General features: G+C 59.4%; 22 protein-coding genes. 11 read left to right on the top strand and 11 right to left on the bottom strand.

Annotated features, from left to right (window positions below; translation table 11 throughout):
• Positions 1 to 84: 84 nt before the first annotated feature.
• From gcvPA to V1T76_RS02455, 4 genes are all read left to right on the top strand, one after another.
• Complete coding sequence (gene gcvPA, locus V1T76_RS02470; RefSeq protein WP_330559032.1) at positions 85 to 1,431, top strand: aminomethyl-transferring glycine dehydrogenase subunit GcvPA; 1,347 nt, start codon at positions 85 to 87, stop codon at positions 1,429 to 1,431.
• Positions 1,428 to 3,020, top strand: coding sequence for an aminomethyl-transferring glycine dehydrogenase subunit GcvPB (gcvPB, locus tag V1T76_RS02465; protein ID WP_330559031.1), 1,593 nt, complete (start codon positions 1,428 to 1,430; stop codon positions 3,018 to 3,020). Before gcvPA ends, gcvPB begins: the two co-directional genes overlap by 4 nt.
• A gap of 197 nt (positions 3,021 to 3,217) precedes the next feature.
• Positions 3,218 to 3,685: a MarR family winged helix-turn-helix transcriptional regulator gene (locus V1T76_RS02460; RefSeq protein WP_330559030.1), complete on the top strand. Its 468-nt coding sequence runs from the start codon at positions 3,218 to 3,220 to the stop codon at positions 3,683 to 3,685.
• A 21-nt stretch (positions 3,686 to 3,706) separates the two neighbouring features.
• On the top strand, positions 3,707 to 4,351 hold the full coding sequence (locus tag V1T76_RS02455) for a cysteine hydrolase family protein (protein WP_330559029.1): 645 nt from the start codon (positions 3,707 to 3,709) through the stop codon (positions 4,349 to 4,351).
• 36 nt (positions 4,352 to 4,387) lie between these two features.
• On the opposite strand, the gene V1T76_RS02450 is transcribed toward V1T76_RS02455, so the two are convergent.
• Positions 4,388 to 5,092, bottom strand: a complete 705-nt coding sequence (locus V1T76_RS02450; RefSeq protein WP_330559028.1) for a glutathione S-transferase family protein — start codon at positions 5,090 to 5,092, stop codon at positions 4,388 to 4,390.
• 95 nt (positions 5,093 to 5,187) lie between these two features.
• Here V1T76_RS02450 and V1T76_RS02445 point away from each other — a divergent pair, with 95 nt between their 5' ends.
• The 3 genes from V1T76_RS02445 to tyrS all read left to right on the top strand — a co-directional run bounded on the left by V1T76_RS02445 (position 5,188) and on the right by tyrS (position 7,922).
• The gene (locus tag V1T76_RS02445; protein ID WP_330559027.1) at positions 5,188 to 5,631 is read left to right on the top strand and encodes a MarR family winged helix-turn-helix transcriptional regulator; all 444 of its coding nucleotides are present in this window, start codon (positions 5,188 to 5,190) and stop codon (positions 5,629 to 5,631) included.
• Positions 5,632 to 5,729: 98 nt separating this feature from the next.
• Complete coding sequence (locus V1T76_RS02440) at positions 5,730 to 6,314, top strand: hemerythrin domain-containing protein (RefSeq protein WP_330559026.1); 585 nt, start codon at positions 5,730 to 5,732, stop codon at positions 6,312 to 6,314.
• A 330-nt stretch (positions 6,315 to 6,644) separates the two neighbouring features.
• A complete protein-coding gene (gene tyrS, locus V1T76_RS02435; RefSeq protein ID WP_330559025.1) occupies positions 6,645 to 7,922 on the top strand; it encodes a tyrosine--tRNA ligase in 1,278 nt (425 codons plus the stop codon).
• Positions 7,923 to 7,927: 5 nt separating this feature from the next.
• Here the strand turns inward: tyrS and V1T76_RS02430 are convergent, their stop codons facing one another.
• From V1T76_RS02430 to V1T76_RS02415, 4 genes are all read right to left on the bottom strand, one after another.
• Entirely contained in the window at positions 7,928 to 8,488 is a 561-nt protein-coding gene (locus tag V1T76_RS02430; protein WP_330559024.1) for a DUF4166 domain-containing protein, read from the bottom strand.
• Between the two features lie 154 nt (positions 8,489 to 8,642).
• On the bottom strand, positions 8,643 to 8,858 hold the full coding sequence (locus V1T76_RS02425) for a tautomerase family protein (RefSeq protein WP_330559023.1): 216 nt from the start codon (positions 8,856 to 8,858) through the stop codon (positions 8,643 to 8,645).
• A 1-nt stretch (position 8,859) separates the two neighbouring features.
• On the bottom strand, positions 8,860 to 9,246 hold the full coding sequence (locus tag V1T76_RS02420) for a nuclear transport factor 2 family protein (protein WP_330559022.1): 387 nt from the start codon (positions 9,244 to 9,246) through the stop codon (positions 8,860 to 8,862).
• Entirely contained in the window at positions 9,243 to 9,857 is a 615-nt protein-coding gene (locus V1T76_RS02415; protein WP_330559021.1) for a glutathione binding-like protein, read from the bottom strand. Before V1T76_RS02415 ends, V1T76_RS02420 begins: the two co-directional genes overlap by 4 nt.
• A 156-nt stretch (positions 9,858 to 10,013) precedes the next feature.
• Between V1T76_RS02415 and V1T76_RS02410 the strand changes: the two genes are divergently transcribed.
• Positions 10,014 to 10,388 (top strand): winged helix-turn-helix transcriptional regulator, encoded by a 375-nt coding sequence (locus V1T76_RS02410; RefSeq protein WP_006935745.1) that lies wholly within the window; start codon positions 10,014 to 10,016, stop codon positions 10,386 to 10,388.
• A gap of 22 nt (positions 10,389 to 10,410) precedes the next feature.
• Positions 10,411 to 11,133 carry an alpha/beta fold hydrolase gene (locus V1T76_RS02405; RefSeq protein ID WP_330559020.1) on the top strand — a complete coding sequence of 241 codons (723 nt, stop codon included), beginning with the start codon at positions 10,411 to 10,413 and terminating at the stop codon, positions 11,131 to 11,133.
• Positions 11,134 to 11,238: 105 nt separating this feature from the next.
• Here the strand turns inward: V1T76_RS02405 and adh are convergent, their stop codons facing one another.
• Positions 11,239 to 12,759, bottom strand: coding sequence for an aldehyde dehydrogenase (gene adh / locus V1T76_RS02400; RefSeq protein WP_330559019.1), 1,521 nt, complete (start codon positions 12,757 to 12,759; stop codon positions 11,239 to 11,241).
• A gap of 173 nt (positions 12,760 to 12,932) precedes the next feature.
• Entirely contained in the window at positions 12,933 to 13,877 is a 945-nt protein-coding gene (locus tag V1T76_RS02395) for a GAF domain-containing protein (protein ID WP_330559018.1), read from the bottom strand.
• 446 nt (positions 13,878 to 14,323) lie between these two features.
• Here V1T76_RS02395 and V1T76_RS02390 point away from each other — a divergent pair, with 446 nt between their 5' ends.
• Entirely contained in the window at positions 14,324 to 14,899 is a 576-nt protein-coding gene (locus V1T76_RS02390; protein ID WP_330559017.1) for a heme NO-binding domain-containing protein, read from the top strand.
• Positions 14,896 to 16,701: a putative bifunctional diguanylate cyclase/phosphodiesterase gene (locus tag V1T76_RS02385; protein WP_330559016.1), complete on the top strand. Its 1,806-nt coding sequence runs from the start codon at positions 14,896 to 14,898 to the stop codon at positions 16,699 to 16,701. Before V1T76_RS02390 ends, V1T76_RS02385 begins: the two co-directional genes overlap by 4 nt.
• A 107-nt stretch (positions 16,702 to 16,808) precedes the next feature.
• Here the strand turns inward: V1T76_RS02385 and V1T76_RS02380 are convergent, their stop codons facing one another.
• The 4 genes from V1T76_RS02380 to V1T76_RS02365 all read right to left on the bottom strand — a co-directional run bounded on the left by V1T76_RS02380 (position 16,809) and on the right by V1T76_RS02365 (position 20,679).
• Positions 16,809 to 17,948, bottom strand: coding sequence for a site-specific DNA-methyltransferase (locus V1T76_RS02380; RefSeq protein WP_330559015.1), 1,140 nt, complete (start codon positions 17,946 to 17,948; stop codon positions 16,809 to 16,811).
• A gap of 232 nt (positions 17,949 to 18,180) precedes the next feature.
• Entirely contained in the window at positions 18,181 to 18,765 is a 585-nt protein-coding gene (locus tag V1T76_RS02375) for a DNA-3-methyladenine glycosylase I (protein ID WP_330559014.1), read from the bottom strand.
• 183 nt (positions 18,766 to 18,948) lie between these two features.
• Positions 18,949 to 19,755: an amino acid ABC transporter permease gene (locus V1T76_RS02370; protein ID WP_330559013.1), complete on the bottom strand. Its 807-nt coding sequence runs from the start codon at positions 19,753 to 19,755 to the stop codon at positions 18,949 to 18,951.
• A gap of 123 nt (positions 19,756 to 19,878) precedes the next feature.
• On the bottom strand, positions 19,879 to 20,679 hold the full coding sequence (locus tag V1T76_RS02365) for a transporter substrate-binding domain-containing protein (protein WP_006935759.1): 801 nt from the start codon (positions 20,677 to 20,679) through the stop codon (positions 19,879 to 19,881).
• Positions 20,680 to 20,828: the final 149 nt, after the last annotated feature.

Genomic DNA, 20,828 nt, shown 5'->3' with positions numbered 1-20,828 from the left:
ATCGCATTCCCTTCACCCGGGATGACGAAATGAGAGCGTGGTTCATGCCGGTCCGTTTTTAGATCAACCCTTGGGAGCTGCCTGATGCGCTACCTGCCTTTGAACGATACCGACCGCAGCGACATGCTTGCGCGCGTCGGCGTCAAATCTGTCGACGAACTCTTTGCGGATATCCCCGAAGACGTTCGCATGAAAGGTCTGCTCGACCTTCCCAAAAGGGCCAGCGAAATGGAAGTGGAGCGCAAGCTCTCCGCCATGGCCTCCAAAAACACGGCCGCCGGTTCTGTACCGTTCTTTGTTGGGGCTGGTGCCTACAAGCACCATGTGCCGGCAACGGTCGACCATCTGATCCAGCGGTCGGAGTTTCTGACTTCCTATACGCCGTATCAGCCGGAAATCACGCAGGGCACGTTGCAGTACCTGTTCGAGTTCCAGTCCCAGGTCGCGCGGCTGACCGCCATGGATGTCGCCAACGCGTCCATGTATGACGGCTCCACCGGCACCGGTGAAGCCGTGCTGATGGCGCACCGGGTCACCAAGCGCAACAAGGCCGTCCTTTCCGGCGGGCTGCATCCGCAGTACCGCGAAGTCGTCGAAGGCCTGTCCAACATGGCCGGCGACCGGGTCGTCAGCCTGCCGGCAGACCCGACGGGCACCGAGGACATCCTGTCCCAGATCGACGACGAGACGTCCTGCGTCGTCGTCCAGTCGCCGTCGTTCTATGGCCAGTTGATCGACCTGAAGCCGATTGCCGAAAAGGCGCATCAGCACAAGGCGCTGCTGATCGCGGTCTTCACCGAAGTGGTGTCGCTCGGCCTGATAGAGCCTCCGGGAACGCAAGGTGCGGATATCGTGGTTGGTGAAGGCCAGTCCATCGGCAACGGCCTCAATTTCGGCGGACCTTATGTCGGCCTCTTCGCCACCCGCCAGCAATATGTTCGCCAGATGCCGGGCCGGCTCTGCGGCGAAACAGTGGACGCGGAAGGCAAGCGCGGTTTCGTGCTGACGCTGTCCACCCGCGAGCAGCATATCCGCCGCGACAAGGCAACGTCGAACATCTGCACCAACTCGGGCCTCTGCTGCCTCGCCTTCACCATTCACATGTCGCTGCTGGGGCAGGCCGGGCTGACCAAACTCGCCCGCATCAACCACGGCAACGCGGTGAAGCTGAAGAAGCTGCTGGCCGGCGTGCAGGGTGTCGAAGTGCTGAACTCTGCCTATTTCAACGAGTTCACAATCGCCCTGCCGAAAGTTGCGGAAGACGTGGTCGAACAATTGGCCGAGCGCGGCATTCTCGCAGGGCTGCCGGTTTCACGACTGGAGCCGGGCAACAAGGAGCTCGCAAATCTGCTGGTCGTCGCATCGACCGAAGTCAACACGGATGAAGACCGCGCGGCCTTTGCGGACGCGCTGAAGGAGGTGCTGGCATGAGCATGAACACGCAAGGCCGCCCGACCGCAGCGGGCGACGTCGGGGAGAGCTTCCGCCCGAAGACTTTCACCGGCAACCGTGGTCTCGACATGGAAGAGCCGCTGATCTTCGAATTCGGCTCTCTTGAAACCACAGGCGTCGACCTGGACGAGGACGAGGGCGCCGAGTTCGAGCTTGGCAACTTCAAGCGTACCGCCGAAATCGGCCTGCCGGGTCTCGCCGAACCGGAAGCCATGCGCCACTACGTGCGCCTGTCGCGGAACAATTATGCCATCGACAGCGGTCTTTACCCGCTCGGCTCGTGCACGATGAAGCACAATCCGCGCCTCAACGAAAAAATGGCCCGCCTGCCGGGCTTCGCCGACATCCATCCGCTGCAACCGGTCTCCTCCGTGCCCGGTGCGCTGGAGCTGATTGATGCGCTTGCCCATTGGCTGATGGTGTCCACCAACACCTCTGCTGTCGCGATGAGCCCGAAGGCCGGTGCACACGGCGAACTGTGCGGCATGATGGCGATCAAGGCAGCGCACACGGCAGCCGGCCGCGATCCGAAGATCGTGCTGGTGCCGGAAAGTGCACATGGCACCAACCCGGCAACGGCAGCGCTCCTGGGTTACAAGGTCGTCAACATTGATGCCAAGGATGACGGCACCGTCGATCTGGAGGCCCTGAAGAAGACCATTGCCGAACACGAAGGCAATATTGCCGGCATCATGCTGACCAACCCGAACACCTGCGGGCTGTTTGAAAGGGACGTGAAGCAGATCGCCGATCTGATCCACAAGGCGGACGCCTATTTCTACTGCGATGGCGCCAACTTCAACGCCATCGTCGGCAAGGCTCGTCCTGGGGATCTCGGCGTCGACGCCATGCACATCAACCTGCACAAGACCTTCTCGACGCCTCATGGCGGCGGTGGTCCGGGGTCCGGTCCGGTTGTCCTGTCCGAGCGCCTGGCGCCCTTCGCGCCGCTGCCGTTCATCCGCAAGACGGACAAGGGCCTCGAACTGGTCGAAACCGAAGCCGCCACCAAGGACGATGAGCAGCCCTTTGGCCGCATGACCGCCTTCCATGGCCAGATGGGCATGTATGTGCGGGCCCTGTCCTACATGATGAGCCATGGCTCCGACGGCCTGAGGCAGGCGTCTGAAGATGCTGTCTTGAATGCGAACTATGTTCGCGTCGGCCTGCAGGATCTTATGAGCCTGCCATTCGGCGAGCGTCCGTGCATGCACGAAGTGCTGTTCGACGACAGCTTCCTGAAGGACACCGGTGTCACCACGCTCGACTTTGCCAAGGCGATGATCGACGAGGGCTACCACCCGATGACCATGTACTTCCCGCTGGTGGTCCATGGTGCGATGCTGATCGAGCCGACAGAATCGGAAAGCCGGGCCGCGCTGGACCTCTTCATCGCCACCATGCGCGATCTCGTTATGAGTGCGAAACGCGGTGAAACGGAACGCTTCTCCGGCGCGCCGTATCTCGCTCCGCGCCGCCGTCTCGACGAAACGGGCGCCGCCCGCAAGCCGGTCCTGAAGTGGACCGAGCCTGCTCCGGCCGAGGTGACCCCAGCCGCCGCAGAGTAACGCTCCTCGCGATCCGCAAGAGCTTGAAAACCCCGGCTACGGCCGGGGTTTTTGTTTTTCGAACCGTCGAGGCCTCATCCCGGCTCACCGTCTGCTCGACTGCGAAAGCAAAGAGCGGATTTTCGCAGTCGACAACTCAAAATCTTGTTGACAATAAAAATGTCAAAATGACATAAAAATTGTCAAATGAGGTGTCTATGAAGAAGTCCGTCGAGCTTTACGAAATCATTCGCCTGATACGTCCCGTACACCGCCGGCTTGCAAGGGCGGTGGAGGCCAAACTGGAGGGCACCGGTGTAACCGTCGGCATGCGCGCGGTCATGGAAGTGCTGGAGGAGGCTGGGCCAACGGCCGTGCCTGATATCGGCCGGGCGCTGTTTCTCGCCCGCCAGCAGATCCAGCTTCTTATGAATGCTCTGGAAGAACAGGGGCTGGTCCAGCGTCACCTCAATCCGGCGCACAAGCGTTCGCCGCTGTTTGACCTGACCGAAGCAGGACATCACAGGTTCGGGGAGATCCGGGCACGGGAAAACAGCGAGATCGACGCCATCTGCGAGATGTTCTCGGACGAAGACCTGCGCTCCACTCAGCGCGTCATGTGCACCATGCTTGATCATTTCGCCGCGTTCGAGGACGACCCGGACCGGCCCAGGGGTCTGGAATAGCTTGAAAACAGGAGAGGTCACATGACCGGAATCTGGACTATGGTAGGGCTCTGCGCTGCCGGTGTTCTTGCCTATGCCGTTTATTGCCTGAAGCGGCTGGGGACGCCGACAAAGGGCAAAAGGATCGACAGGGCGTTGCGCCCGGTCACCGCTCTGGTGGTGATTGATGTACAGGAGGATTTCACCCGCAACACCGGCAAACATGCGTTCGATCCAGGCGAGAGAGAGGCGGCTCTTGCCGAAATCAGCCGGCAGGTGGAAGCGCATCGATTGGCGGGCCACCAGGTGGCTTTCATCAAGAACGTTTTCCGGGATTGGCCGGTGGTCGTTGCGATGAAGATCGCCGCTGGCGGCATCGGCACACCCGGTCGCGACGGGCTGAAACTCGACCGGACGCTTGATGTAGGCAGCGCCGCCGTCTTCGAAAAATCGATCGGTGACAGCTTCTCCAGTCCGCAATTTGAAGCCTGGCTGGAAGAAAACCGCGTCGGCAAGCTGGTTCTGGTCGGTCTCGATGCCTGCCATTGCGTGCAGTTGACCGCAAAGGGAGCCCTGGCTCGGGGCTATGAAGTTGAAATCAGGGATCCGGCGACCCTGACCACGCGGCCGGACAAGTGGGCGGAGCTGAAAGGCGAGTTGAGCCATCTTGGAGCAGCCTTCGCCTGATGCGGGCGCAGCCGGGTTCGACTGCGCCGCAAGCTCCTATTGTGCGGCCTGGAGCGCCTTCTCCCGGCTGCGCAGATCAAGCAGATGTGACATCCAGCTACCGCGCTTTTGCAAAAAAGCGGTCAGGAGCGCGGGATAGTCTTCCGAGACGGCGTTCCGGACCGAAGGTCTTGCCGCGAGGTTGCCACGCCAGGCCGTGACCCGGTCGAGGGCGTCAAAAGTTCCAAGATCCGTAAAACCGTCGAAGACATCGAAATAACGGAACACCGGTGCAAAAGCCGCGTCGACCAGCGAAAAGGATGACCCGGCAAAGAAGGGGCCGTCCGGATCGAGTATGCTTTCCAGGTGACGGAACCTTGCGCGCAAGGCTTCACCGGCAGCATAAAACCCCGTGTCGTCGCTTGCATTGTAGAGCGCGCCGATGCCGTTCAGGATCTGCGAGGCGAACTCCACATAGGCTCGGTGCCGGGCGCGTTCCGCTGCGTTTTCCGGGTGCAACCGGCTCCCCTCGGTCTCGTCCAGGAATTCGACGATCGGGGCGGATTCAAAGAGATAGCGGTCACCGGCCAGTTTGAGCAGTGGCACCTTGCCGAGCGGAGATGCTGCGCGGAACCAGTCCGGCTTGTCGGCCAGATCGATCATGACCCGTTCAAACGGTACCTTCTTTTCATCAAGGACAATCGCAGCGCGCTGCACGTAGGGGCAAAGCGCATGGCTGATCAGGGTAAGCTTTTCTGGCATCTGAAAACTCCTTTTCATGCACTTGCATTAAAGTGAATGCACTTGCATGAAAAATCAAGATTGATGCACTTGCATAAATTTTCTATCTCTCCCGCATGAGCAAGAGCACCCCAACCCCGCCTGCCGCCATCGATGCCTGGGCCCGTTTGCAGCGGGCGAGCGGCGCTGTTCTGGCTCGCGTCGAGACGCGCCTCAAAGCGGATGGATTTCCACCACTTGGCTGGTACGATGTGCTGCTGGAATTGAGCCGCGCAGAGGACAGGACACTGCGTCCGGTTGAAATCGAAAAGCGGATGCTGCTGGCGCAATACAACGTCTCGCGGCTGCTCGACCGCCTCGCGGCGGCCGGTTACATCGAAAAGCTGAAAAGCCCGGAGGACGGCCGCGGTGTGTCAGTACGAGTTACATCCGAGGGTGAAGCGCTTTTGAAGGCCATGTGGCCGTGTTACCAGGCTGCGGTGGAGGCCGAATTCACGAACCATCTGGAGCCGGGAGACGCCGAAACGCTCTGGGATGTACTGGGCAGGCTTGTGCGGTGACATCTGTTCCCGGGGAGTGAACACACTGTTTCCCCATGACAGGCCAAAACATGCGTATAAGGTCGACAAAACCTCTTGATGACCGGACTCTGATTGCCATGACAGACAGCACCAACCTGGACGAACGGACCGGACTTCCGCAGGAATGGCTGTTCCTTCTGAAAGAAAATCCGCGCGAAGACTGGTCGGGACACCGGAACCTCGGGCCCTTGACCGAATTCTGGCTTGCCCGGCACAACGGCTTTCGTCAGCTCGGCGGTGACCTGGACACTATCCTGACCGACTTCCGCGAACAGAAGATCCCGGTGAACCGGTTCGGCAACCTGTTCGCGCCGCGCCTGCAGCAGTTCCTGAGCGAGTTGCATCACCATCACATGATCGAGGATCAGCACTATTTTCCGGTTTTCATGGAAGCGGAAAAGCGTCTTGTCGATGGCTTCGAGCTACTCGAAGGCGATCACGAGCTGATCCATCATCGCATTGAATCGGTCATCAAGAGCGCCAACAAGCTGTTCGGGCAATTGCAGACGAAAGACCGGGACGCCATCCGCCGCGCAGCCGACAGTTTCGCCGGTGTCAGCGACACACTGATCTCCGGCCTGATGCGTCACCTGGATGACGAGGAAGACCTGATCGTGCCGCTTATCCTGGATCGGGGCGAGCGGAAACTGGGACTTTCGTAAAAGCGGCTGTGCAGGCATTGGCCAGGGATCCTTGATCCGGGTTAAATTGTGGGCTTTGCCCATGCCACAGTGTTGAGGCTTTCCGGTTACACTTGTCCTGGTCGCGGATATCGGCGGCACAACAGGCTTGACTCCTTTCCCGCTCTCACGCATTTAAAATGGCATGACCAAGATGAGCGCATCCTTCGTGTATTTTTATTACGTCACCGACATACCGGCGGCTGCGTAGGATCTTGTTCACCCCATAGACACCTCAAAAGCCGCCGCGTCAGGCGGCTTTTTGGTTTCTAGAGACCCGAGCTTCCTGGCGGGGGAACCAGGAAGCGAAAAATGACCAGACATATGATCGAAGCCGGAAAACCGGCAACAAAACTCAAGTCGGAAGCACTTGCCGTGCTTCTGGAACGTGGCCTCGTGCACCAATGCACGGATATCGAGGCGCTCGACCAGACTCTGTCGAAAGGGCCGATCACCGCATACGCAGGCTTTGATGCCACGGCGGCAAGCCTTCATGTCGGCCACCTGATGCCGCTGATGACCATGCGCTGGCTGCAGAAGCTCGGCCATCGTCCGATTGTCGTGCTGGGTGGTGGTACCAGCCAGATCGGCGATCCGAGCTTCCGCAAGGATGCCCGGCCGATGCTGGAAGAACGCCAGATCGCCGCCAACATCGCTACCATACGGCGATCCGTCGAACGGCTGGTCGACATGGAAGGCGAAGACGGGGCTTTGCTGGTCGACAATGCGGAATGGCTCAATGAATTCCGCTTCCTGGAGTTCCTCCGCAACTATGGCTCCCAGTTCACCGTCAACCGCATGATGACCTTCGACAGCGTCAAGTCACGCCTCGACGCGCAGATGCCGCTGACGGTTCTGGAGTTCTGCTACATGATGCTGCAGGCTGTCGATTTCCTGGAACTGGCAAAGCGCTACGATTGTTCGCTTCAGGTTGGCGGGTCCGATCAGTGGGGCAACATCGTCAACGGTGTGGAGCTTGGCCGCCGCGACGGCCGCAAGCTGCACGGACTGACGGTTCCGCTGCTGACGACCGCCAGCGGCGCCAAGATGGGCAAGACTGCCGCCGGTGCCGTGTGGCTGCATCCCGAACATCTGTCGCCCTTCGGCTTCTGGCAGTTCTGGCGCAACACCGCCGATGCCGATGTCGCCAAATGCCTGCGCCTCTTCACCGAACTGCCGATGAGCGAGATCGAGCGTCTGGCTGCGCTGGAAGGGGCGGAGCTCAACGAAGCCAAGAAGATCCTGGCCACCCAGGTGACGGCTATCGTGCATGGACCCGAAGAAGCGCGCGGAGCCTTGCAGCAGGGCGATGCCCTGTTCTCTGGCGAAGGCGAGATCCTGGATCCGACCCACAGTATGCCGCTGAAAACGCTGGCGGAGGGGCTTGGTCTTCTGGAGCTTGTGGTCGCGGTCGGCTTCGCGTCCTCCAACGGCGAAGCCCGCCGGCTGGTGGAAGGGGGCGGCGTCCGTCTCAACAACCAGATCGTCGACGACCCGCGCCGCCGTATCGCGACAGGTGATCTTCAGGCCAATGACCGCCTGTCGATATCCGTCGGCAAGCGCCGCAAAGCGCTGGTGGGATTTGAGTGAGTCGCTTAGACGGCTTCCGTGTCATCGATCAGAACGGCCGGCTCCAGCCGGCCGTTGTAGCCGAAGACTTTCCCGATCAGCGGGAAGGTCACCTCAACGCTGAAACTATACCTGCCATCGACAACACGTTCGCGCCCGACCGCTCTCGGAGCAAGGGGCAGCGGCAGAGATAGAGGACCGAGTGAAACTTCCGCCGGGGTGATGTCGATACCCTGTTCGGTCGCACTCACCTGCATCTTGAACAGGAAGGGGCCAAGGCGCTCCAGCATGCAGGGATAGGCTTCGCCGTTTCCAGCCATCATGTCGGTTTGGAATGGCTGCCCGTCAAACCGCCGTGTCCAGCGCTCTCCGCCCGCGATAGGTTCAAAGCTGGTCTCGACCCGAACACCCATCCGGGCTTCCGGCAACTTCGCCAGCCGGCAGATCAGTCTGGCTGCCAGGGAAGTGCCTCTGCTGACATCCGCGATTCCACGCGCCTCTCGCGCAAAACTGTGCATGTAGCGAATCTGTTCCGGAACCTTTGCGAAGTCGGGGCCGAGTATGTCCTGATAAAGTGTGCGGGGCATGTGTGAACTGCTTTGATGTCGATGTGTCTTCCCAGGCAGACCACTCCGGAGGCATTTGGGCAACTGAAAATCGTCTTTGTGCTTATTGCGTGACGTGCAGTTGAGCAGCACCCCAAAGAAAGAAGCCGGGAGATCCCGGCTTCATTTGGTTTGCTCAGCTTTGTTTCTCCAGTTGCCTTGCCCGGTAGTCTGCCACCGGCAGGCCGCCGACGCCCCAGTTCTCAAGGTCCACTTCCTCGATCACCACGAAGGTGGTTGCGGGGTTCTTGTCGAGCACATCGACCAGAAGGTCCGTCGCGCCCTTGATGAGCCAGGCTTTCTGCTCTGCGGTCACCCTTTCACGGGTCACCTGGATATTCACGTAAGGCATGTCAGGTCACTCCTTCGGTACGGGGCCGGATTTCAAAGATCTTCGCCATGATTTGCCAGCGGCCCTCGTCACGCACGAATGTCAGGAGGTCGGTGAAATCGTTGCTGCCGATCGAGCAGCGAACCCTGGCAAAGGCCGTGTTCTCGCCGGCAAACTGGATTTCGTCGATGACATCGCGGCGCTCCTCACCCCGGGACGCCGGCGACTGGCGGGCGGCGACGACCGGCACATATTCGGCCATCGTGCGATAGAGCAGGGGTGTTTCGTCTGCAGTGGCGTAGATCGCCCGCTCGTGAAACACCTGCTGCAACAGGTCGGTATCGCAGTGATAAAGCGCGTCGAAATAGTCGGAAATGACCTTTTCCAGCGCAGCCAAGGCACTGCTCATGCCGCCAGACCTTCTTCCTGAAGGGTCTTCTGGGCCGCCGGACGGGCGCGGATGCGCTCGACATAGGCTGCCGTCTTCGGCCAGTCGCCAAGAGATACGCCGATGAAGTTGGTCCAGTTCAGGATGACAAAGGCGTAGGCATCTGCAACGGAGAAGCTATCACCCAGCAGATAGTCGCCGCCCTTGGCCAGCAGGGCATCGAACTGGCCAAGCCTGATCTTCAGCTTGGCCAGGTTATCAGCCGCGTCTGCTTCGGAAAATTGCTTGCCGGAGAAGAAAGGGCTGAACCCCTTGTGCAGTTCGGAGGACAGGAAGCTGAGCAATTCCAGGACTCGGAACCGGTCGAGCGGTTTGCCGGCGCTATCGGACGCAAAGTCCGGATATTGCTCGCCAAGCCAATGCAGGATCGCGACGTTTTCCGTGAGGACGTCGCCGTTTTCAAACCGCAGTGCGGGCACGTAGCCGCGCGGATTGGTTTCGTCATAAACCGCGCCGGTTTCCGTCAAGCCCGCAGATGTATCCACTTTTTCGAGACTGTAGGTGGCTCCCGCTTCGTTGAGAATGAGATGAGCAGCCATGGAACAGGCACCGGGTTTGTAGAACAGTTTCATCGATTGGCTCCTTGGTTCGTATCGATGCCCGGAAGGTGTAATTTTAGGTCACCATTGACAAGCAGGTTTCTAACGGTAACTTGCATTATCGAGTTACCGGGCAGAAACCTGATGGTTCCCGCGTGACCTTGGAACTTTAAGGATTATGTGGTGCCCATGGCATTGAAAATGCGCAAGAACCTCAGCCCGAAGCCGCCGCAGCCCTGCAGCCTGACCCAGTGCATGAAGGTGATTTCCGGCGCCTGGGCACCCAACGTCATCTGGAGCCTGCGCGCAGGTCCGCGCCGCTTCAACGAGCTGAAGGCGGATATTCCCCCTGTTTCCGGCAAGGTTCTGTCACAACGCCTTTCAGAACTGGAAGGGCGCGGCATTCTGTTGCGCCATGTCCGGCCGACATCGCCGCCGTCGGTCGAATATGAGCTGACGGACCTCGGCCAGGATCTCGTTCCCGCGCTGGAAGCCATCGTCGAAGTCGGTCACAAACTGAAGGAACGGCGTGATTTCCAGAAGGCGGCGGAAGCTGCCGAATAGGCGCTGGATCGGGGAGGGGGACTTGAAACACCGGACCTTTGTTTGTGTCCATGGCGTCTGGCATGGCGGCTGGTGCTGGTCGCGTCTGGCAACCATTCTGCGGGCACGCGGGCACCGCGTCACCACACCCACGCAGACGGGCCTCGGCGAGCGTTTGCATCTTCTTTCGCCTGACATCACCATCCAGACCTTCGTGGAAGACATCGCACGGCACCTTCAGTGCGAGGACCTGAGGGACGTCACCCTTGTCGGCCACAGCTTTGGCGGCATTCCGATCACCGGTGTTGCGGACATCCTGCCGGAACGCATCGCGAAGCTGGTCTATCTCGACGCGATCATGCTGGAGAGCGGGGAAACCTGGTTCGATTTTCTGCCGAAGGATCTGGCAGAAGATCGGAGGAAACTCGCGGAATCCAGCAGTGGCGGCCTTTCATTGCCGCCAGCCTCACCGGAAAGCTTCGGCATCACCCGTCCGGAAGACATTGCCTTTCTGGAACTGCGCCTGACCCCGCATCCGTTCCGGACCTTCACCACAGCCCTGGAGCTGAAACACCCGGTCGGGAACGGCCTTCCGGCTCACTACATCGAATGCACAGACCCGCCTTATCCGCCTGCAAAAGTCGCCTTGGCCCGCGCGCAAGCCAAAGGCTGGCCGGTCTCGCAGATAGCGACCGGGCATGATGCGATGGTGAGCGAACCGAAGGCGCTGGCAGACTTGCTGGAAGGCATTGCTGAAGAGTTTTGACGATGAAGGCGCAAGGCCCGGGCCTTCAACGGATAACGGGGCAGCCCTCTTTCGAAGGCTGCCCCGCATCACTGCCAGGACAAGATCGGGTAACGCCGGCAGTCTTTAGAAGAACCCGAGCTTGTTCGGATTGTAGCTGACCAGCATGTTCTTGGTTTGCTGATAGTGATCCAGCATCATCTTGTGGGTTTCACGGCCGATACCGGACTGCTTGTAACCGCCAAAGGCGGCATGGGCCGGGTAGGCATGATAGTTGTTCACCCACACGCGACCGGCTTCAATGGCGCGGCCGAAGCGGTAGCAGCGGTTGGCATCGCGTGACCACACACCGGCGCCAAGGCCGTACATAGTGTCGTTGGCAATTGCCAGGGCTTCTTCTTCGGTCTTGAACGTGGTGACGGACACCACAGGGCCGAAGATTTCCTCCTGGAAGACCCGCATCTTGTTGTGGCCTTTCAGGATGGTCGGCTGAACGTAGAAGCCGCCGGAAAGGTCGCCGTCGAACTTGGCTTCCGCGCCGCCACACAGCACTTCCGCACCTTCTTCGACACCGATGGTCAGATAGGACAGGATCTTGTCCTGCTGCTCACGGCTGGCCTGGGCCCCGACCATGGTTTCCATGGCGCGCGGGTCGCCCTGCTTGATAGCTTTCACACGGGCGATCGCCCGTTCGATGAAGGCTTCGTAGATATCTTCCTGGATCAAGGCGCGGCTCGGGCAGGTGCAAACCTCGCCCTGGTTGAACGCGAACAGAACAAAGCCCTCGATGGCCTTGTCCAGGAACGCATCGTCCTGGCTCATCACGTCGGAGAAGAAGATGTTCGGCGACTTTCCGCCGAGCTCCAGCGTCACCGGAATGAGGTTCTCGGTCGCATACTGCATGATCATCCGGCCGGTTTCGGTGGAGCCGGTAAAGGCGATCTTTGCGATGCGGCTGGACTTCGCGAGCGGTGCGCCAACCTCGGCACCAAAGCCGTTGACGATGTTGAGAACGCCATCCGGCAGCAGGCCGCCGATGAGCTCTGCCAGCACCATGATCGCAGCCGGTGTCTGCTCGGCCGGTTTCAGCACGACGCAGTTGCCGGCCGCAAGCGCCGGAGCCAGCTTCCAGGCCGCCATGAGGATGGAGAAGTTCCACGGAATGATTTGGCCGACAACACCGAGCGGTTCGTGGAAGTGGTAGGCGACCGTATCGGCATCGATCTCCGACATGGACCCTTCCTGGCCGCGCAGAACGCCTGCGAAATAGCGGAAATGATCGACGGAAAGCGGAATGTCGGCGGCGGTTGTCTCACGGATCGGTTTGCCGTTGTCCCAGGTTTCCGCCTTCGCCAGAATGTCGAGGTTCTGCTCCATGACATCGGCGATCTTCAAAAGAACGTTGGCGCGCTCTGCCGCCGGGGTCCGGCCCCAGGCGTACTTGGCTGCATGGGCGGCATCCAGCGCCAGCTCCACGTCAGCGGCGTCGGAGCGGGCGACTTCGCACACGGTTGTGCCGGAAATCGGTGTGATGTTGTTGAAATACCGTCCGTTCACCGGGGCGACGAACTTGCCGCCGATGTAGTTGTCATAGCGGGACTTGAACGGCGACGACGTGTCGACGGTAAAGCTGGGCATCTGGTTCATCTGGGATCCTCCACTAGATCGGCAGTCCGGCGATTGAAGCCGAGACGGGCCGAAGGTCCCGGTCCTCCACCGGGAATGGGCGGACTGTGCCGGAGGAGCTCTGGAAGCGGTAGGAGGGGGAAAAGGGCGGTGTTTCGAATGTGTCTCAGTTCTGAGACAGGTCGGCCGGGATTTCAGTCGACGCCGAGCCGTTTCATGCGGCGGTAAAGGGTCGCCCGGCCGATGCCGAGCGCGCGAGCGGCTTCCGAGACGTTGCCGCCGGCGCGCGTCAGGGCGCGGATGACGGCCGCTCTTTCCGCCTTTTCAAATCCGCTCGGACCGTCCTCCCGGCCAAGCAGATCTGAAGCGGGCAAAGGCTTCAGCGGGCCGCTCGCGCCGAGCCCGAAGGCCTTTCTGGCGGCACGGGTCGCGCCAAGCACGATGTCGTCACTGTCGACCGCCACCAGCATCGCGGTGTCTGTGCTTTCTCCATCTGCGACAATGATACGGGCGCCAGGAAAGGCGGCGCGGAAGGTTTCGATCTCGATCTGCCGTGCGGTCTGAGAGACCATGGCGGCAATCAGCCGGTTGAAGGCTTCTGTCTGGTCGGACCGGGCGGAAGAGACGTCCAGGGCTCCCACGAGCCGCCCATCCGGGCCATAGATCGGCGCATCCATGCAGCTCATGCCGACATTGCGTGCCAGAAAGTGCTCCTGGCGGTGAATGATGAGATTGCGTTCTTCTGCAAGGCAGGTGCCGATGCCGTTGGTGCCGACGGCTGCCTCGCTCCAGTTGGTGCCCTGGCTCAAGCCCCAGTCCTGAAAGATATCCGCGTCGGCCGAGGTGCAGCGCTGGTCGAGAATGACACCTTCGGCGTCGGTCAGGAGAACCGTGCAGCCGGACTGACCGACCAGGCCAAAAAGCTGATCCAGCTTGGGGGCCGCGATCTTCAGGAAGGCGCCCGTTTCTTCGCGCCGCTGGTAAAGCTGGTCGTCACCGATGCGCTGAGGCGGCTTGCGGGTTGCCGGATCCAGACCGTGCTTGTCGATGGATCTGCGCCAGGACGCGGCGATCCGGGACAGCGCAGGCGCTGAGGCGGATTGTACGGTTCGCAGAACTGTTTCGACGTGGTCCTTCATTGTAGCGATCGACGACCCAGAGGCTGCCGGTTCCTTGAGCCGGCCTCAAACCTCGGATCCGTTCCTCCCATGAACGCTCGTTTGAGCGCAGAGGATGGCGGCATTGAATGGTGATTGCAAGCTGTCTGTCCGGTGGAGGTCCGGACCAGTCAAGCCAAAGGCCTCAGCTCCGCGGGCTGATATATTGCCGTGTTGGCAAAACGCCGGGAAAAGAACTTCCCCAATTGGCGACGTAGGGGGAAGTGCGTATCCCTTGTTGTTTTTCGGGATGGTTAGGCTCGACAAAAATAAACGAAAAGGGGTTGTTTGAAAATTTTCGCGAAAAAGTAGTAAATTTTCGTCGGTATGAGAGTTAAATGCGGAAATATGTCTGGAGCAAATTAAAGCTGGTGTAAGCAAATTCGTATAATCACAATAGAAACTCCGGAGGGGCCTTTATGTATGGGATGCTGAACGAGGGCATTCGTAGCTTCATTACGGAAAACCATGGCCCCGAGGCCTGGCAAAGCATTTGTGATACCGCGGGACTGGATCAGCTCGAATTCGAGAGAATGTCGAGTTACGACGATGCCATCACCTACAAGCTCATCGAAGCCATTTGCAGCTTCACCGACCTGCCCTTGCCGGAGGTTATGGACATCTTCGGCAGGTACTGGGTTGAATTTGCGGGGGCTTCGCATTTCGGCAATCTCATGCGGCTCGCCGGCAATTCCTTCATCGAACAATTGAAGGGGCTGGATGACATGCACGACCGCATTCTCTTGACGATGCCACACCTCAAACCACCTTCCTTCGAAGTAGACCAGAAGGACGATGGTTCCTGCATTCTGCATTACTATTCTGAGCGCGAAGGACTGGCACCGATGGTGATAGGCCTTCTGCACGGCCTGGCCAAGGAAACCGGTGAGCGCATCGAGGTGAGCCAGGTCGCGGTGAAATCCGAGCAATTCGATCACGATATTTTTGAAGTCAGGATTCTCGACAAGGAACCACTCCCCACCAGTACCGAGGCCGGAATTTGACCTCATCCAAACTCGATCTGACCGGCAAGGCCATCGACATGCTGTTTCCCATGCATGTCGTGTTGGATGATCGCGGACGGATCGGCGGACTGGGCCCGACCCTGGAAAGGGTTCTGGGGAAAGGAGTTCTGGAGGCGGATCTGTTCGACATCTTCACGGTGGAAAGACCGCGAAACGTCAGATCCATGGCCGACATCCGTGAAGGGCTGGGTACCAAACTGGTTCTGAGGGCACATCTGCAAGATGGCGCGCCGATACAGTTCCGAGGGTTCGCGCTGGCTGCCGGAAACGAGAACGCGATATTCCTGGATCTGTCCTTCGGCCTTCACCTGTCGCAGGTCGTCGAACGGTTCAGGCTGACGGAAGCAGATTTCAAACCCAACGATTTTTCAATCGACCTTTTCTACTCCTTCGAAGCGCAGCGCACGCTTCTTGAAGACAGCCAGAAAATGGCCTCCGCACTCAAGGCCGCGAAGATAGAAGCGGAAAAGAAGGCCTTGCAGGACCCCTTGACGGAAATCGCCAACAGGGGAGCCCTGCACCGCCGCCTGGAAGATGTGTTGCATTTGCAGGATAACGGGCAAGTGTTCGCCCTTCTGCATATCGATCTGGATGAATTCAAGTCGATCAACGACAACTTCGGCCACTCCGCAGGCGATATGATTCTCCTGCAGACGGCGGAGGCAATGACATCCTTTTGCGGCCCGAACGATCTTCCGGCGCGCCTCGGCGGGGATGAGTTCGCCCTGTTTCTGGCAGAGCCCCCGGACAAGGAAGAGCTCCATGCCATGGCGCTTCGCCTGTTGAATGCGATTGCCAAGCCGATCCGCTACAACGGCCATAGCTGCCAGGTGACGGCAAGCATAGGCGTTGTCCTGTTTCATCCCGGACAGGTGCAGAACGCCGACAGGCTGATCGCGCATTCCGATATCGCGCTTTACGACGCCAAGACCACCCGATCGTCCGTCAAGCTGCTGTCAAGGGAGATGATCCGGCGGCACGAGGAGACCAGCAGGCTGATCTCGCTGATCGAGAGGGGGCTGAAACTCAGCCAGTTCGTTCCCTATTTTCAGCCACAGATAGACAGCGTGACGGGGCAGGTGTGCGGCCTGGAAGTGGTTGCCCGGTGGCAGACCGAGAAGCAAGGGGTGCTGCCGCCAGCTCGCTTTCTGGAAACGGCGACCAGGGCGAATATCATGTCCGAGATTGACCGGCAGGTGCGGTGCAAGGCCTTCACGCATTTTGCGGAATGGAAATCCGACGGCAAGGACATCGGCAAGCTCTCCCTGAATGTGACCGCATCCAACCTCAGGTCGGAGGCGTTTGCCGCAATTTTGCAGACCGAACTTGCCGATGCGGGCCTGACGCCCGGCGACATTCAGCTGGAACTTCTGGAATCGATCCTGTTTGACCAGTCGGACCAGGAATTGATCGCCCAGTGCCGCAATCTGGAACAGGCAGGCTTTGCCCTGGCCCTTGATGACTTCGGCACGGGACACTCCTCCATCGCCACCTTGATCGAGACACCTGTCGCGACCTTGAAGATTGATCGCTCTTTTGTCTCCGGGCTCGACAGAAACCCGAAAATGCAGCGGATTGCAGGTGCCATGCTGGCAATGGCCCAGAACATGGGTCTAGATGTTCTGGCAGAGGGCGTTGAAACGCGCGAGGAACTGGAATTCCTGGAAAACTGCGGCTGCCGGTTGTTTCAAGGCTTCTATTTCTCGCCGCCTCTCAGCGCAGTGGAGATCCGCAAATGGCTGGATGTCTGGGCGCCGCACCTGAAGTGCGTGACGGCCTGATCCGGGCAGTTCCCCTCATAAATAAAGAAAACCCCGCCTCCCTTTCTGGGAAACGGGGCTAAGTGGAACTCGCGGGGAACGCGAAGTCTCCTCTTTGGAGTGCCTGCTTATGCCTGCAGACGGGATCTGATTTCCTTGCGGAGGTCGTCGATAGGTGACGTCTTTCCGCCTTCGTTTATGTGCCAGAAGGTCCAGCCGTTGCAGGCTTCCTGCCCCTGTACCAGCGCGCCGACCTTGTGGATCGAGCCGGTATGGTCGCCGGACTTGAGCGAACCGTCCGCACGCACGATGGCAAGATGTTTGCCTTTCGGGCAGCTCAGTTCCGTGCCCGGCTGCAGCAGACCGCTCTCCAGAAGCGTGCCAAAGGGAATGCGCTTCAGTGCCCGCTTGCCTTGCTGCATTTCCAGCGATGCGGCATCGCCGGGCTCGATGGCCTCGATACGTGCCGTGGCCGCGTCGATATAGTCCTGCTCGCGCTCCACGCCGACATAGTGACGGCCGAGTTTCTTGGCGACGGCACCAGTGGTCCCGGTCCCGAAGAACGGATCGAGCACGACGTCACCCGGTTTGGAGGAGGCCGTCAGAACCCGGTAGAGCAGAGCTTCAGGTTTTTGGGTCGGATGCACCTTCTGTCCGTCCTTGCCCTTCAACCGCTCGGCACCGGTGCATAGGGGCAGGTGCCAGTCGGAACGCATCTGGAGGTCCTCGTTGAAGGTCTTCAGCGCATCGTAGTTGAAGGTCGGCTTCGCATCTTTCGACTTCACCGCCCAGATCATGGTCTCGTGGGCATTGGTAAACCGTTTGCCGCGGAAGTTCGGCATCGGGTTGGACTTCAGCCAGACGATGTCATTCATGATCCAGAAGCCGAGATCCTGCAGGATCGCGCCAACGCGGAAGATGTTGTGATAGGAGCCGATCACATACAGCGACCCGTCCGCCTTCATCACCCGGCGGACGGCCAGCAGCCAGGCGCGGGTGAAGGCATCATAGGCCTGGAAACTCTCGAACTGGTCCCAGTGATCGTCACAGGCATCCACCTTGGACTGATCCGGCCTGTGCAGGTCGCCACCCAACTGAAGGTTGTAGGGCGGGTCCGCAAAGACCAGGTCCACAGACCGGGACGGCAGTTTCTCAAGGGCGGCAACGCAGTCGCCCTTCAGGATCGTGTTCAGCCAGGAAGCACCAGCTTCCGGTTCATTGGATAGACGGGGTGCCCCGAAGGACACCCCGGTACGCAGTACACTCATTGCGACGCAATACCTCACGCAATTTCGAGTGTCATGGTTACCGGGTTTGGTAAATCAGCGGTTAAGCGATCGAAACAAAAATTCCCTTTGAATCAAGGCTTTGTTTACAATCGTAAAAGCTGAATGAGAAGTTAATGACTTGTTCCGACCGAAAAGGCCAGAATTCTGCTGATTTCATTGAGGGGACGACCAGAAGTTGCTTTCCATTCGTTAAAGGCAGCCTGAATCGCGTTCAGATTTTTTTCGACATCGCGTCCTTCTCAATGACATTTTCACGGATGAGAGCGTTAACCACATCGCCGGAGAGGACGAAACTTTCCTTGCCCATAAAGCGCAAAGCGATTTGCCCGGTGTTGCCGCCGAGCCGGTTGCCTTGTTTCTTGAGGAGGTCCATCAGGCCGATCTGGTCGCTCACCGGGTAATGCGCGAAAAAACTGGCTGCGCTGCCGTGTTCGGCCGCTAGCTTCTTGAGGAAAATCGCGTTCTCCTGAACGGAACGGATCTTGGCGCCATTGCGCACGATCCTTTTGTCGCCAAGCAGCTCCTCGAACGCCTCGTCAGGCAAGAAGGCGAGGCGGGCGACATCGAAGCCTTCGAAGGCCTCTTCGAAACCCGGCCACTTCTGATCGATGACTTTCCAGCTGAACCCGGCCTGAAAGACGCATTTGGTGAACATGGCAAGCCAGCGGTCGTCACCGACCTGTTCCAGCTCGTCAGCCGTTCTGGGGGCAGGATGCTCTGCCAGCAGCGCCTTGAGTGCTTCGGGGCCGCCCTTTTTCTCCGCGGCCAGGTTTTCTATTTCTTCAAAGGAACGCATGCAGATCTCCGTCTCGCTGCAACTAGCCGATCCCCCCATAACCCTCATCCTGAGAAGGGCCGCGATGCCGGTTTCCAAGGATAGGCCACCAGCCAGTTCCAGAGCCTGCCACCCGTCCTTCGAGAGGTCGCTCTGCGCCTCCTCAGGATGAGGAACAGGAGGGGAGGTGGTCGGAGAAAAACCTTAGCGTTCCTGGATCTGTTTTGTCCGTTCAAATTTGCGCAGGGCCAGCGAAAGCGTGATCGTCATCATCAGGTAGATCAGGGCGACGACGTTATAGGTCTCAAAGTAGCGGAAGGAGCCGGCGGCATAGACCTTGCCGAGCTGGGTGATGTCCGCGACCCCCAGAACCGACACCAGCGAGCTGTCCTTGATCAGTGCCACGAAATCATTGCCGAGCGGTGGCAGGATGGTCTTCAGCGCCTGCGGGAAAATGATGAGGCGAAAGCGCAACCAGCCGTTCATGCCGAGCGCTTCGGCGGCCTCGATCTGGCCCTTGTCGACGGCCTGGATACCGGCCCGGAAAACCTCGGCAATAAAGGCCGAATAGCCGATCGTCAGCGCAAGAACCGCCCGCCAGAGCAGCGGAAAATCCCGGGTGCGCAGTGGGTCCAGTCCCAAAGGCTCCAGAACGGCGTTGACCGCAGCGATGAACAGCGGGGTCGCGACGAAGGCGATATAGAGCAGCAGGACGATGATCGGCATGCCGCGCACGATCTCGACGTAGAACCGTGCCCCCTGCCGCAACACGATCGATCCGGACAGCGAGGCAAGAGCCAGCAAAAGCCCGAGCACGGAGGCGCAGAAGAAGGCGACCAGCGTTACGAAAACCGTCAGTCCGATACCGCGCGAAACCGTCGCCATGACCTGCGAATAGATGTCGTTGGTCGCGATCTGGAACAACAGGAAAACCGCAATGCCGACGGCAACCAGAAGCCAGTAGGGGAAGTCTTCCTTTGGCGCGCCGGACGGTGTCTTGGTGCGGAACATGGTTTGGTCTCGGCTCCAGCGTTGGTTACGGCGGTTCAAACGAAAATGGCCGGCAACGGGGCCAAAGGCCCGGATACCGGCCATGGGTCGGAAAGTCCAGCCGCCCGCAGGCGGTGATTGGCCTTACTCGGCGACTTTGTAGTCGAAGAACCACTTTTTGTTGAGGGCATCCAGCGTACCGTCATCACGCATGCTTGCGATAGCCGCGTTGACCGGTTCGATCAGGTCCGAGCCTTTGGGAAAGATGAAACCGAAGTCTTCCGAGCCCATCGGATCGCCAATCAGCTTGAAGGTGTCCGGATTGGTCGAGACATAACCCTGGCCACCGGTGCTGTCGGTCAGAACCAGATCGACATCGCCTGCCTTGAGCGCCTGAACGGCCGCACCGAAGGTTTCGAATAGCTTGATGCGCGGGTTGGCTTCGTCGCCATCCAGCACTTCATAGACGGTGACATAGAACGGCGTGGTGCCCGGCTGAGCGCCGGCCAGAAAATCGCTGTTGGCGGCAAAGCCTTTGGCATCCGTAAACCGGTCTTCGCCCGCGCGGACCAGCATGAACATTTCGGACCGCATGTAGGGGTTTGAAAAGTCCACCTGTTCGGCGCGGTCGGCACGAATGGTGATGCCGTTCATCGCGATGTCGTATTCGCCGGCGGAGATGGCGGGGATCATCGCGTCCCAACTGGTGTTCTGAAAGGTGACGTTCAGGTTCAGCCGTTTGGCGATTTCGGCAACGGCATCATATTCCCAGCCGATTGCCTCACCCGACTTCGGATCGACGAATTGCAGCGGCGGGTAGGTATTTTCGGTCGCGATGACGACGTCCCGGCCGCCGAGATCCGGCAGATTGTCGGCAAGGGCGGAAACGCCTGCGCCAATCAGGGAGGAAACGGCGACCGCAAGGGTCAGGACAGTGTTTTTCATGGGGAACTCCTGATTGAAAACTTTGCCGGACTTTAGCCGCTTGCCTCGCTTTGGGAAAGCCTGCTCAAATGCGGTAGCGTGGGCGCTTTGCAGAAATTTTCTCTCTGCGAAAAAAAATTCAAAATCCGATGCTAGATCTATTGACCATG

The sequence above is a fragment of the Roseibium sp. FZY0029 genome (assembly GCF_036350355.1).
In the GTDB taxonomy this organism is placed as follows: Bacteria; Pseudomonadota; Alphaproteobacteria; order Rhizobiales; family Stappiaceae; genus Roseibium.
The sequence above is the reverse complement of the archived record's forward strand: the minus strand, read 5'-3'. Positions and strand labels throughout refer to the sequence as shown.